Below are 13,785 nucleotides of genomic sequence, written 5' to 3'. Positions count from 1 at the left end.
ACAGAACTTAATGTGGAGACGGGTAGATGGTTCGCCAGTCCGTTTTCATATCCACAACAACCCAGCCATTTTCCTTCGCAGCATCCAGTGCCTTATCCAGTTTTCCGACAGATGAATGTCGATCGTATGCCCATTCACGCGCTTTATCCGTATGGTGTACAAGCAATCCTAAGCGTTTCCCGTCACCAGCCGTGACCCACTGAAGCATTTGAAAATCGCCGTCTGAGTTTCCGAAGGCAGCGATTGGGCGCCGCCCGATAAACTGATGAATCCCAACCGGTTTTCCTTCTTTATCATCAATAAAATTAACGGACGGCATCCGCAGCAGCTGAGGAACACCATCAATCAGTTTGTATTCGGTTTTAAAGCTGCTGCCAATCACCCACTCCGGAGGAATGCCATACACCTTTTCAGTCCAGGGACGCATGAACTCAATACCGCCACCTGAAACGATATAGGTTTTAAAGTGATTTTCCTGAAGGTAGGCAATCAGTTCCAGCATAGGCTGATAAACCATCTCGGTAAAAAGACGCCCCGTAGACGGGTGTTTTGCGATGGCTATCCATTCCTCAACGAGTGTTGAGAAAGCTAGCACCGACATTCCGGCATGGGTTGCCATCATGAGTTCGAGAATTGAATGATTCCCGCCGGCAAGGGCTTGTTTGACATCCCCCTGCAGCACCGATTTGAAGGGTTCCTGCGTTTTCCATTCAGGATGTGACGGTGCTAAAGCCTGAATTCTGTCGATGACAAAGAACAGCTGGGTATACATGGGTTGCTCAACCCACAATGTCCCGTCATTATCGAAAGTCGCAATCCGTTCTCCCGGGGGGACAAAATGAGGAGAATTTTCACGCGTGACCTCCTGAACAAACTGAATGATGGCCTGTTTGCTTGGACCATCGTTCCAGGATGGCAACGCATCAGCTTCGCTGCTCTCTGAGACCAGAGGAAAGACAAACAGCAAAAGAAACGCATACCTCATCAGTGCTAATGTCGGTCTAATCGCATGCATCGTCACCTTCGATTCGCCTCTTTTCGCTATGAAAAACGTTTTAAGTTAAGCACAAGCGCAAAGGTCGCACGTGATTAATATCACAAAAACAAGCAAGATAAACCTCTCACTTTAAGAGACAAATCAATATCATTGTTACTTCAATCATATTGATGTGTTTTTATCTGACATGAGAAAAGATTCAGCCTGAACGGTCATTTAAAAACACGATGACCAATCACGACTGCCAATCGCTACTGCCAGTAACTATGCGTTCTCGGTAGAACAATCATCTGATCACCACTGGGTGAAAGTTGTCCTTCAACGAAGCTTCCCTTTAATTCATTCTGAAAAACAGTTCCCTGAAACAAACCCTGATACCCATTTTCTTCTTTGACCTGGAAATTAATTTCGTTTTCATGAACAGTCAATTCAGAAACGACAGGTATTCTTGGCGCCCCTTCACTGGCCTGAAAGCTCACAAAATACCTCCCAGAATATGACTCAGAAATAATCACTTCGATCCCAATCACATCACCCGATTCTTGATGAAGGTCAAAACTTGAATAAACGCCGGTGATATTCACCGTGGAAGCAACAGCAATCCCGGTTGATAACAGTTGCAACACACAGATGAACATGAATTTGTATAATGAAATTTTCAAGCCAAACCTCATATTGAAATATCTGTTAAAATCAGAACTATCAAAAGAGATCATGACATGACATCATTCAGCAGAGTAATACTTTTTTTGTATCGAAGGCATTTTTCAAATCTTCCCATTGAAAACGATGGTGAAAACAGACACGCGCATTTTCTGCATTATTCGCCTCCACTAATACAGGCGCCAAGACAAAGCCCTGTTTAAACAACCCAAAAATAACACTGAAAGATTCATCTGAATTGACGGCTTCAAATACGAGCACATCTTCTTTTACTAATACACAGTACTGCATATAAACTCCGGTCCTCAGTAGTTGATATCAGAATTATCTACTTTTATGCTATAGTGCATAGTGAATTTTTTGAATGGCGATAACTTAAAGTTATGAAGATTAATCCTAAATACCTGCATTCAATTGAAACCCTTGCAAGAGTAAAAAACTTCAGAGTTGCAGCCCAGATCCTTTGTATCTCGCAACCCGCACTTTCTAAACAGATCAAAAATGTTGAGGAAGCCTATGAAATAGAAATCTTCATCAGAGATAACCAGGGGGTCACATTATCAAGCACAGGAAAACAGGTCATCGACGAGATTATTGCCCTCAACAGACATATTCAAAAAGTAGACGATCACCTGAACAATATTTCCAGAAGCAATTTCACATCTTTATCCATAGGGTTTGGAAAGTCGAGTTATGACTTTCTGCCACACTACATCCGGAAATTTCAGAATAAGCATCAAAACATCTCAATCTCACTCTCAGATATCTGTTCTCATGAACAGGAAGAACAATTGCTGTCTGGCTCTTTAGATATAGGTTTTATGAGAAAACCTATATCCGACACACTCAGCAGTATTAAAGTTTCAAGTGATGAATTTGTCCTGGCTGTTTCAAAAGATCAATATACAAATGAAAACGTTGACGGTTATTTAGAAAAGTTTAATTTACTGATGATGGGCAATCACAGCAAATCGATGATGCATATTCACACCATGGCTTTGTTGAAAAACAGAGTATACAACATCACTAATATCTCGGCAGACATACAAACTATTATTACATTAATACTCTCGAATACAGGCGTTGCCATTTTACCGAAGAAATCAATTTTAGGTATCTATGACGCAATCGAGCTTATTCCCTTTCCGGAAGATACAAGCTGGGATATTCATATGGTGTGGAACACAAGCAGAACATCAAAATCTGTCGACCTATTTATTGAGCACGTCAAAGGTGAATATTCAAACAACCTGAACCAATCCAATGCACCGGCTGAATCATCTTCACTGGATTGAACTTACCATCAGCGGCGCTGAAAAATTCTTTCCTGAGAAGATTTCACTGTCGCAACAACCGGTGAGAAATATAAACACATGACCCACCGGCTTCCTGAAGTATCAAATGTGGCTGTTCAAACCCTCGCCACACAACAACCCTTTCCTCAATTAACCGCATTCACGGCTGGTTGATTGATTTCATCAACAGCCAGCCTTCAAAAAGCGATCCGCTGCCATACAATCTATGAGGATGAGTTTTGACTTGTTTCAATTAACAATCGCTTTAACTCATCAACTGAGCTGACCTCATAGGAAACCATCGCTTCTGCAGAGACAGACTGGCCGGTTTCATCAGATATAAGCCTGGCTAACATATCTGGCCGAATCTGCCCGTCTGTTGACTTGAGCCTATTCAGCTCTTCTTGATTTAAAGCTTTTGCTGTGCCCGGCAGGTAAATCGTGCCGTAATACAAATCAACCCCGAACGCGATCAGCCCGGGAACAATGAAGAGTAACAAGCCAGCCGCATCCAATACTGCAATGGCCGGATCAAGATTGCCGCCCTTTTGGCCTTTTCTTTCCGGATGCAGCAGGACACCGCACCCTGACAGCTGAATCGTCAAAATCGCAGTCAAACAAATCGCCAATGCCTTATGCTTCATTTGGTCTCCCTAACCCAGTCGGTCCGAAAATTTTGATGCAGTTTTCTATGATTGCTCCATCTAATTATGGCGATAAATGAGAGTGTTGCAGAAGATTTTGACTCGAGTTGACATGAAAGTAACGCATCTGGAAATGCCACATCACCTTTTCAAAAGCTCCTCACTTCTTCGATAAGGTCACTGCCGGACACCCTTTGCTCAAGCATTTATTCCATTCTGAAGTTCAGGACTACTTTTGAGTTGGGCTGAAGACTGAATTTCTTAAATCCTCTGTAAGATTTGGTATTACCGGAAGCTTATCGTGAAAAGCCCCTTTTGCTGCCATAAAACCAAATGTGTAGGGTGCGACGTTCAGCCCTTCTCGCGCCCTTGTCTCCTGACTTTCTCGCAGCTTGTTGAACATCCAGTCATCTAATTTATGCGTGATTTCCAGAAACTCCTCATGGGTGAGTTCTGCTTTTAAAGTAATCAGAAATGCCTGGTTATCCTCTGCTGGTAAGTCGATCACCCGCGCTTGAAGTCGGTTCAGCACCGTCTGGGTAAAGAAGATTGGGAACCTGGAACCTTTCTCAAATGAAGTATGTGAAGGAACTAACAGCTTGCAAACATGACCCGGCCGTAACTCAATTAACCTGAGGATTTCTAATTTTCTCAGATAAAGATGAATTGAAGCATCATTGAGTGCATACCGTTCTGCAATCTCATTGACCGTTCGGTGCTCCGTCAATTCGGACCAGAACGTAAATAACGCAGGGCATTCAAAGAAAGCCAGATCCTGCTCCCGGGTAAAAATAGGGACCGCATTGATATTCTTTTCAGCTTCTTCTAGCAGCTTTGACAGGGGGAAGTGAATCAAACGGCCGATGCTGATCAATCTTTGCATCGAAAGTGGCTGCACATTATTCAGTAATCGCTTCACACTCACTTCAGAGATTTCCAGCTCATGCGCCAGAGTTCGGTAAGAGATATTACATCTCTTCAGCTCCTTTTTGAGAATGGAACACACTTCTTGTGACAATCGATCATCCATCTTGCTCTCTCTGCATCGCAGCCTGATACCAAAAGCATCATAATACGACCCATTAAAATAAAGAATTGAAACAATGAGTCAACATGAGATTCTTTTCTGATATTCAACGGGAAGGAAACTGTCATCATGAGCCAAAAAGAACTGACCATCCGTTTCGGGATTCAGCAGAGCTTACACTGGACGATTGCTGGAATTATGATTCCAGTGATAGCGCTGCTCTTTCAGTCAGAGGACTGAGCTTATTTGATATTGGTTTCGTCATGGCTGTCTGGATTGGCAGTACCGCGATTCTCGAGATACCTCTGGGGGGCATCGCAGATACTTATGGGCGCAGAAAGACTTACCTGTTCTCTTTGCTCATGAATATCCTGGGGGGTATTGTACTTTTTATCGCTGATAGCCTGCCCCTCATTCTGTTTGCTGCTGCGCTGCTGGGAGCATCCAACGCGGTCTATTCTGGCACGCTCGATGCGTGGTTCTACGATAGCTTCCGACACACACAGGGCAATCAATCTTTTCATTCAGCGTTAGCGATAATCAATGTGTTCGTCACGATCGGCCTGGCAACAGGCTCACTCATTGGTGGATGGCTTCCCGATAGCAGTGCCAGTTCATTCTTCAATTCAACCCGTATTTATGACCTGAACATCGTCATTGTTGCTCTCTCCAACCTGGTCCTGATTTTGATGACTCTGGTATTGATTCCTTCTGAGATTCACCTCAAAACATCTCAAGTTGAAACATCACAAGCGAAAACAACACAAACCAAAAAGAATAACGCGGATTTTCTGCAGGCTAGTTTGCAAGCCATCAAAACATCTATTCGCCATCATGTACTCAATCGGCTGATGCAGACAACACTGGTGTTTGGCATGGTGTTGAGTTGCATAGAGAACTTTTGGCAGCCTTACCTGGCAGAGCTCATTCAGGGGACGGCTTATGGTGTCACGGTATTTGGTATTCTCTCCGCCCTTTACTTTCTGATGTCTGCCGGCGCATCACTGCTGTCGATCCGATTACTCAGATATTTAAAAGGCTCACACAAGTTCCTGATGTTCACGACCCGAGCGTCAGCTGGCCTTGCGTTGATTGCCCTGGCCAATACCACACACCTGTTCAGCTTTGCCTTGTGTTACCTGCTATTTTTCTTCCTGTTCACTGCAGGCAATAATTCAGAAAGTGTCATGCTGCACGAAAACACAGAAGAGCATGTCCGTTCAACCATGCTGTCCATCCGTTCATGTATGGTCACCAGTGGTGGTGTGATCGCATCCCTGTTTTTCGGTTTTCTCTCAGAGTATTACGGCATTTCAGTCAGCTGGACAATTTGTGGCGTGATGCTTGTTGTTTCTTCCGCTCTGTTTATCTTGATTCCTGAGAAATCAGAGCCGCAAACGGCTTAAACGCCCTGCTCGGCAGTGATGAACCGGCAGAATGAAATGACTCTGTCAGATTGTGCTGATAATAAAGCAATATATCGCAATCAGGACGAATAGACTTTTGCCTGTTCTTTCAGCCACTGAATGAACAGCTTGACCTTAGGTCGCTTTAGGTTCTTTTCCGGCAAACAAATAAAATAAGAAGAATCGGGTTCAATGGCTTGCTCTCCAATTCGAACCAGTGTGCCATTCTGAATATATCTGTGAGCTAAACTATGCTTGATTAATCCAATCCCTTGCATGGCCAAAGCACTTTCTACAACAAATAGAGAACCATCAAATAAAAGTGAGGGTTTAACCGGTTTCTTTTCATTGTATTTTAACCAAAATTCCCAGCTCATATCCGTCCATATATCTTCAATTAATGCCCCTTTATGCAAATCATCGATACTATAAATACCGTGCTTTTCTTGATAGTAAGGATGGCAGACAGGATAGATTAAGTCTTTCATTAACCATTCACTGTGCATCCCCTGATACTGACCCTGGCCGAATCTCACACACAAATCGATACTTAAATCACTGGGCAGCGCGAGACGATTTGTGGGTTCGATAAGTATACTGATGTCGGGAAACTGCTCTCTAAATCCTTGTAATCTCGGGATAAGCCAATGGTGAGCGAAAGAGCTTGGGGTAGATATCGCAAGCTTGTTTGGATGTTCATCATCAATCAGATCATCAACACCAGCTTGCAGGTGACTGAACCCTAACTTAACTTCTTTGTACAGGTTCTCTCCGCAAGGCGTCAGCTCTATTCCTCGATGGTTCCGGTAAAACAAGCAAGTATCAAGACTGGTTTCGAGTTGCCTGATTTGTTGACTGACCGCCGCGGGAGATACAAATAAATCTTGCGCTGCAGATTTAAAGCTTCCTAAAGAGGCTGATTTATAAAAATAAAGTAATCCTTGTAAGGGAAGATTGTGGCGTTTCAATTAAGATCACCTTAACCACCGGTAAGAAAAGATTGCTTGTCAGGCTAACACAAATTCACAAAAATATAAAACTCACTACCACTCAATTGACAATTACGTCAATTGAGTTTTTTTGATTTTAAAAGCCTGAACAACCTGACAATAAAGCAACAAGGAATGGTTATGAATAAATATACAAATATAAAAAAGTCAATCGACATCAGTAATGGATTTTGGGATGTCACCAACAATAATGGGCTCGCTAATATCATCAGTGAAAATTTAGGTAACGGCGCTCACAAAACTGTTCCCGGCCAACAGCGTTTCATCAACATGTCGTCTTACTCCTATCTTGGACTGGATAGCCACCCGAAAATCCTCGAAGGTGCCATCCAGGGGATTCAGTCCACGGGCGCACTCAACTCTTCAACATCAAGAATCAGAGTGCAATACGAGATATTGAATCAAGCAGAATCCCGGTTAGGTGAGCTAACAAACTCAGATGTGTTCACTTTGCCCTCCTGTGCAGCGGCCGCGGCGGCAACACTTCCATTACTCGCATCAGGCGCACTCACCAACAACGTCCCGCCAGTCATGGTTTTTGATAAGCATGCTCACTTCTGCCTGAACTACATGAAGCCGATTTGTGCAGATGAAACGGAAATCATCACAATTAATCACAACGATATCGAGGCACTGGAAGATATCTGTAAACAGCACCGTCAAGTCGCATTTGTCGCAGATTCGATCTACAGCACTGGCGGAGCTGCCCCAATCAAAGCACTGCTCGAATTACAGGACAAATACGGTCTGTTTCTGCTGATTGATGAAGCCCACGGCCTGTCTACAAAAGGCCACAATGGCGTAGGCATGGTATTGAGTGAGACGGGTGAACTGAACGAGAAGACGATACTCATTGCCTCTCTGAATAAAGGATTCGGAGCCTCTGGCGGCGCCGTTTTCTTCCGCAAGAACCCAGACAATAAAGTGAGAAACTTACTGGCGAGATATGGCGGTCCAATCACCTGGTCCCAGCGCATCAACACGGCGGGTCTTGGCGCCATTATTGCCTCCACAGAACTTCACTTAGACGGCACGATCAATCAGTTACAAAACACATTAGCCGCCAAAGTCGATTTGTTTGATGAACTGGTCGAGACACAAGCACGTGGCGATGGCCTGCCGATTCGATTTGTCTCGCTGGGTGACGAACAAGCCACCATCGACATTGCCCGTGGCTTACTCGACTCAGGCTTCTATACATCTGCGATCTTTTTCCCGGTGATTGCACGCGGAAAAGCTGGCTTGAGAATTATGCTGCGCTCGAACATGCAGGATGAAGAGATCCGTGCGTTTTCACTGGTACTGAATCAGCTCAAGCAAAAATATGGGGCATAACATGCTTAGTCAAAGTAACCGAATCGTCATACTGCTCTCTTGTACGTTAGTTTTAATGGCACAGATGGCCACCACCCTGTATTTACCGGCCTTACCCCAAGTCGCTGGTGAACTGGCGATCAGCCGTCACTCCGCTGAGTTGTCCATTTCACTCTTTGTGATTGGTGCAGCGCTGCCCGTGATTTACTGGGGGCATGCTGCAGAAAAATACGGCCGGAAACGTTCTCTCTCAATGGCGCTGATCGTATTCATTACGGCCAGTCTCGTTCTTTATTTTACCCAGTCTCTCGAAAGCTTACTGATTGCCAGGGTGATACAAGGGGCTGGGGCTGGCGGCGCTGCGATCATTGCCCGGATTATCGTGAGAGACTACTGGCATGGCGATGCGCTCACGCAAAAGCTGTCTTTATTATCGATGGCATTTATCGCTGCATTGGGCATCGGCCAGTTTATCGGCTCATTGCTCACCCAATACAGCGACTGGCGCATCGGATTTTTAATCTTGTCATCCATCGCTGCTTTTTCTTTGCTCGCCATCACTCAGCTGCAACTTCAAGGCCCAGCCCAAAGTGACCAGCAGAAGCCAAAATCCAGTGCGAGTTACATGCAGATTGTGAAGGACCGGGGCTTCCTCATCCCTTGTACCCAGGGGGGACTGGGTTTTGCCACGATTGTGACATTACAGGAAGTCAGCCCATTTATTTTCGATCATGACCTGCAACTCTCTGGTCAACTGTTTGGCTTCTTTGGCCTCGCGATTGGCGTGACTTACTTCCTGGGATCTCTGTATGTCAAACGCTATGTCACCAAAGTCGGCAGCCAACAGCTGATGAATCGAGGGGCATACATCCTTCTGACAGGCGCCCTGCTCATGCTGACGATCTGGCTGTTCAGTGAATCAATACCAGGCCAGATCCTTGTCGGTAGCTACATCGCTTTGTATCTGCTGATTATCTTTGGCCAGGCTGTGATTTTTCCGAACAGTATGTCTCTGGCGGCAAGCAATTCTGCTCACAGCGGCGCACACAGTATTGCCCTGTGTGGTTTCTTGCAGCAATCCATGGCAGGGGTTGCCGCAGCCTTGGCGGTTGGCGCAGGTCACAGCCACAGCTGGACGTATTGGGTCGCGATTATGGGGGTTGTCATTTTCACCCTGGGGTTCACAAGAAAAGAGCAAACAGCATGTCTAAACTAATTTCCACACTGGACCTCAAGTCTGAAGAAGCAAACGTCAACTTTGACAATTACAACGCCATTTTAGCGGGTTTTTACGAAGCCCAAAGTGAAGCGCTCGCTTATGATATTCCCAGCCGCGCCAAGCAAAAATCCCGGGGAAAGCTCTCTCCCCGTGAGCGTATCGCCCAGTTAATTGATGCCGGTACGACGTTTTTTGAAGTGGGGCAAATCGCCGGATACATGGTTTACGATCAACCGCTTCCCAGCGCTGCGATTGTCACTGGCGTCGGAGTCATCAACGGTCGTAAATGCGCAATTTTTGCCAACGACTCTGCGGTGAAAGGCGGTACTTACTATCCGGTGACCTTGAAAAAACACCTGAGAATGCAGCATATCGCCCGAAAGCATAAATTGCCCTGCATCTATCTGGTTGACTCGGGAGGTGTTTTCCTGCCGCTTCAGGACGATTTGTTCCCGGGTGAACACCACTTTGGCAAAATCTTCAAAAACATTGCTGAGATGTCTAGCCTGGGCATCGCTCAAATCTCTGCCGTGCTGGGTTCCTGTACCGCAGGTGGGGCTTACATCCCAGCCATGTGCGATGAAACCATTATCACGAAAGAAAACGGGACGATCTTTCTCGGTGGTCCACAGCTCGTGAAAGCTGCAACCGGTGTCGAAGTCGATGCTCAATCCCTCGGCGGCGCGCATCTGCATACTGAAGTCAGCGGAGTCGCGGATCACTTTGCAGAAGACGAAACGCACGCACTCCACCTGGTCAGAGATCTCGTCAGCAGATGCCACCACAATGAGCCGGATTGCGGCCCGGACATTGAACCCCGTGACAGCGCGTATTCGCTCGAGGAAATCCCTTATCTCATCAGCCGGGATCCCAAAAAGCCGATTTTAGCCCGGGAAATTCTGGCAAGGCTACTGGATGGCAGCGAGCTCATCGAATACAAAGCCAATTTTGGTAAAAGCATCATTTGTGGCACCGGTCATATTGGTGGCTATGCTGCCGGCATCATTATCAATGACGGTGTGCTGTTCTCTGAAAGTGCCATCAAAGCCACGAACTTTATGGCCATCTGCGCCAAACGCAATTTACCCATTATTTTTATCCACAATATCAATGGGTTTATGGTCGGCAAAGAATATGAGGCCGGCGGCATTGCCAAGCACGGTGCTAAAATGGTCAACGCTATTTCTTGCCTGCGGGTGCCAACAATCAGCCTGGTGATCGGCGGCAGTTATGGTGCCGGTAATTTAGCGATGTGCGGGCGCACCATGGAGCCTGATTTTATGGCCATGTGGCCAAACGCGAAGACCTCGGTTGTCGGCGGGGTTCAAGCTGCAAAAGTGATGCTCATGATGGAACAAGAAAAGCGCCAGCGCATGGGTGAAGAGATGGATGAATCAGCACAACAGCGATTCATGCAACCCATTATCGATACGTACGAACGTCAAGGCTCGGCCCTCTATGTCGGTGCGAGAATGAACGCTGATGCCGTCATTTCACCAGCACAAACCCGGGAATGGCTGGCAATCTGTTTGTCTCTGAGTAAGCAACAGGATGTTGAAGACACTCACTTTGGTATATTTAGGATGTAACCATGTTTAATAAAATTCTGATCGCAAACAGGGGTGAAATAGCACAAAGAATTGCCCGAACCTGTCAGGAGCTGGGCATTGCTTATGTCGGCCTGTATTCCGATGAAGACAAAGGAAGTGAATACCTGGAACATGCCGTGCAATGCGTCCATCTGGAAGGCAGCGCGGCGCTGGACACCTACCTGAATATACAGAAAATCGTCCAAGCCGCCATTGACACAGAATGCGATGCGGTGCACCCCGGCTATGGCTTTTTATCCGAAAATGCAGAATTTGCCCGGGCAATAGAAGATCAAAACATCACGCTGATCGGACCGACCTCCGAAATGATCGGCCTCATGGGCAATAAATCGATCGCGAAAGATATCATGGCTCGGGCGGGTTTGCCTGTGTTGCCCGGTTCTCTTCAGGGGACGTCTGACAAAGCGCAATTGATCACTGACGCCCGGAGTATCGGTTATCCGCTGATCATCAAACCGGTGATGGGGGGCGGCGGTAAAGGCATGACCATCGTGCATGAATCAGGCGCGCTTGATCAAGCCATTGACGAAGCACTTCGAGTCGCGATGACTGCGTTTGGTGATAACCGTTTACTGCTTGAAAAATATGTCGAGTCACCCCGGCACATTGAAGTCCAAGTCGCCTGTGACCATTTTGGAAATGCCATTCATATCTTCGACCGGGAATGCTCAATTCAGCGACGCCACCAGAAAATCATCGAAGAAGCACCCGTGACCCACTTGAGTGAGCATGTTCGCAATCAATACCTCAATGCCGCAGTCAATGCCGTTAAGAACGCCGGCTATAGTAATGTGGGGACGGTCGAGTTTATCGTCGATCAGGATCAATTCTACTTCATGGAAATGAACACCCGTCTTCAGGTCGAACACACGGTCACTGAAGAGATCACGGGGATTGATTTGGTCGAACTGCAAATCAGTATCGCCGCGAATCAGCCGTTAGCGCTGAAACAAGAAGATGTCTGTGTCCATGGACACGCGATTCAGGCGAGGATCTATGCTGAAGATCCTTATCAGGATTTCAAGCCCGATCCAGGCAGGGTTTTCAATGTGCAATGGCCGGGTCAGGTGCGGGTAGACCATGCATTTTCTCAAACGGGCACGATTTCCAGCTACTATGACCCCATGTTTGGCAAAATCATCAGTTATGGCGCCAATCGAAACGCAGCAAGACGCAAGCTGTTAGCTGCCCTCGCACACACGAGCATTCTGGGTGTCAAATCGAATACTGACTTTTTGCGTTTTATTCTTTCCCATCCGGACTTTGTGAAAAATGACATCAGTACCGATTTAACGGACCGGTGTTTCACCTCAGCATTTTTAGACAGTCAGGCCGATGGAATGCTGATCCGCTCTGCGGTTGCGGTTGCTTCCTGCCTCCAGCTCAGCAACTCGCTGAAACATATCACCCAGACGCCATGGGTCGCCCGCGCCGGGGCTGCATTACCACGTCAGCTGGGTGAAGCACACGTCGGCAAACTGCACTTTGACGTCGAAAACACGCCGTATCAACCCTGTGTGATCTCCGCCAGTGCAAATAAGTCTGTGATTACTGTGGAGGAAGAAGAGTTCAGTGTCCGTTGTTCCCACGAGCATTCACGCAACGATCACCTGTTGTCAGGCACTGTCGGCGCCATCGTATGGCAAGCCATGATCGAAGCGGGACGCTACCTGATTCAAATTGAAGGGGCTTTTTTCACAGTCACACCTGCGTCGAATCAGTTTGGCTCTCAATCCAGCCAAACCGACACCGCGAAGTCAGATATATCAGGCGTCATTGTCGCGGTTCTCGTCGAAAATGAGCAACACGTTAAGTTTGGCCAGCCCCTGATCATTATCGAAGCGATGAAAATGGAAACGACCATTTTTGCGCAAAAATCAGGGACGGTTTCCCACCTCAACGCCCTCACCGGAGACATCGTAAACAAAGGTGATACCTTGCTGAAAATCAATGATATCCCCTCCGAATCCAAGGCGTGATTTCTGAGCTCATATGGCTTGAACGGCAGTTCAAGCCATTTTCCCCATGGTTTCGTTGATTTTATTGATTGGTCCAGCGACAGCGCTGCAAGGTAATCAAATTGGCTCGAAAAATAACAAAACTAACTTTGCGCATAATAGGCATGAGAAGGAGATGCAGCTCTAAACATTTGCACGTTTGAATTTCAGGGGACATCTCATCTTGTGCTTATCAAGACAACCAATGAAGCCGGAAAGCACAGCTGCCCAATGCGATTTTTTCAATACACAATTACGATGCCGAACGACACTCCACCATTTTAGGCAGGCATTCTAAAATAGCATCCAACGGATAAATACTTTGATGTGCTCGGCACAGCACCACGGCCCCTTCAATGCTCGCGATAATACTCAACGCACTTGTTTGTGCCGATGAAGCTGAATGGCCGTGAGCGATCAGGTGATTCGCAATCAGTGACTGCCAGTGACTGAACACGTGTGATACAGCTGCTTTAACCTGCTCCCCTTCCTCTTCCTGAGGCGCTTCAATCGCCGCAGCAACAAAACACAAGCACGATAGATTAGAATAAGTATCTTAAAACCTTAAACATTTCTATAAAATTTATGATTAAGCGCAGAATT

At 46.4% G+C, this 13,785-nt stretch carries 13 protein-coding genes; 6 read left to right on the top strand and 7 right to left on the bottom strand.

The window, feature by feature from the left end; all coding sequences use genetic code 11:
- Positions 1-7: 7 nt before the first annotated feature.
- The 3 genes from L4174_RS04935 to L4174_RS04925 all read right to left on the bottom strand — a co-directional run bounded on the left by L4174_RS04935 (position 8) and on the right by L4174_RS04925 (position 1,951).
- Positions 8-1,015, bottom strand: coding sequence for an HAD family phosphatase (locus tag L4174_RS04935; protein ID WP_248143750.1), 1,008 nt, complete (start codon positions 1,013-1,015; stop codon positions 8-10).
- A gap of 233 nt (positions 1,016-1,248) precedes the next feature.
- Entirely contained in the window at positions 1,249-1,713 is a 465-nt protein-coding gene (locus L4174_RS04930) for a hypothetical protein (RefSeq protein WP_248143749.1), read from the bottom strand.
- Between the two features lie 13 nt (positions 1,714-1,726).
- Positions 1,727-1,951: a hypothetical protein gene (locus L4174_RS04925; RefSeq protein WP_248143748.1), complete on the bottom strand. Its 225-nt coding sequence runs from the start codon at positions 1,949-1,951 to the stop codon at positions 1,727-1,729.
- Positions 1,952-2,043: 92 nt separating this feature from the next.
- Here L4174_RS04925 and L4174_RS04920 point away from each other — a divergent pair, with 92 nt between their 5' ends.
- The gene (locus L4174_RS04920; RefSeq protein ID WP_248143747.1) at positions 2,044-2,955 is read left to right on the top strand and encodes a LysR family transcriptional regulator; all 912 of its coding nucleotides are present in this window, start codon (positions 2,044-2,046) and stop codon (positions 2,953-2,955) included.
- Positions 2,956-3,179: 224 nt separating this feature from the next.
- Here L4174_RS04920 and L4174_RS04915 read toward each other — a convergent pair whose 3' ends face one another.
- Both L4174_RS04915 and L4174_RS04910 read right to left on the bottom strand, forming a co-directional pair.
- Complete coding sequence (locus L4174_RS04915; protein ID WP_248143746.1) at positions 3,180-3,599, bottom strand: hypothetical protein; 420 nt, start codon at positions 3,597-3,599, stop codon at positions 3,180-3,182.
- A gap of 229 nt (positions 3,600-3,828) precedes the next feature.
- Positions 3,829-4,629 carry an XRE family transcriptional regulator gene (locus L4174_RS04910; protein WP_248143745.1) on the bottom strand — a complete coding sequence of 267 codons (801 nt, stop codon included), beginning with the start codon at positions 4,627-4,629 and terminating at the stop codon, positions 3,829-3,831.
- 260 nt (positions 4,630-4,889) lie between these two features.
- Between L4174_RS04910 and L4174_RS04905 the strand changes: the two genes are divergently transcribed.
- Complete coding sequence (locus L4174_RS04905; protein ID WP_248143744.1) at positions 4,890-6,032, top strand: MFS transporter; 1,143 nt, start codon at positions 4,890-4,892, stop codon at positions 6,030-6,032.
- Positions 6,033-6,112: 80 nt separating this feature from the next.
- On the opposite strand, the gene L4174_RS04900 is transcribed toward L4174_RS04905, so the two are convergent.
- Complete coding sequence (locus L4174_RS04900; protein ID WP_248143743.1) at positions 6,113-7,000, bottom strand: LysR substrate-binding domain-containing protein; 888 nt, start codon at positions 6,998-7,000, stop codon at positions 6,113-6,115.
- A 102-nt stretch (positions 7,001-7,102) separates the two neighbouring features.
- On the opposite strand from L4174_RS04900, the gene L4174_RS04895 reads away from it, so the two are divergent.
- The 4 genes from L4174_RS04895 to L4174_RS04880 are packed head-to-tail and all read left to right on the top strand — an operon-like array spanning position 7,103 to position 13,164.
- Positions 7,103-8,377 carry an aminotransferase class I/II-fold pyridoxal phosphate-dependent enzyme gene (locus L4174_RS04895; protein ID WP_248143742.1) on the top strand — a complete coding sequence of 425 codons (1,275 nt, stop codon included), beginning with the start codon at positions 7,103-7,105 and terminating at the stop codon, positions 8,375-8,377.
- 1 nt (position 8,378) lies between these two features.
- On the top strand, positions 8,379-9,572 hold the full coding sequence (locus tag L4174_RS04890) for an MFS transporter (RefSeq protein WP_248143741.1): 1,194 nt from the start codon (positions 8,379-8,381) through the stop codon (positions 9,570-9,572).
- Positions 9,560-11,164, top strand: coding sequence for a carboxyl transferase domain-containing protein (locus tag L4174_RS04885; RefSeq protein ID WP_248143740.1), 1,605 nt, complete (start codon positions 9,560-9,562; stop codon positions 11,162-11,164). The genes L4174_RS04890 and L4174_RS04885 overlap by 13 nt, the downstream gene beginning before the upstream one ends.
- Before the next feature lie 2 nt (positions 11,165-11,166).
- Positions 11,167-13,164 carry a biotin carboxylase N-terminal domain-containing protein gene (locus tag L4174_RS04880; RefSeq protein ID WP_248143738.1) on the top strand — a complete coding sequence of 666 codons (1,998 nt, stop codon included), beginning with the start codon at positions 11,167-11,169 and terminating at the stop codon, positions 13,162-13,164.
- A gap of 271 nt (positions 13,165-13,435) precedes the next feature.
- Here the strand turns inward: L4174_RS04880 and L4174_RS04875 are convergent, their stop codons facing one another.
- Positions 13,436-13,714 (bottom strand): hypothetical protein, encoded by a 279-nt coding sequence (locus tag L4174_RS04875; RefSeq protein ID WP_248143737.1) that lies wholly within the window; start codon positions 13,712-13,714, stop codon positions 13,436-13,438.
- Positions 13,715-13,785 lie beyond the last annotated feature (71 nt).

The sequence above is a fragment of the Photobacterium sp. CCB-ST2H9 genome (assembly GCF_023151555.2).
In the GTDB taxonomy this organism is placed as follows: Bacteria; Pseudomonadota; Gammaproteobacteria; order Enterobacterales; family Vibrionaceae; genus Photobacterium.
This window is presented reverse-complemented; position numbering and strand designations above follow the sequence as displayed.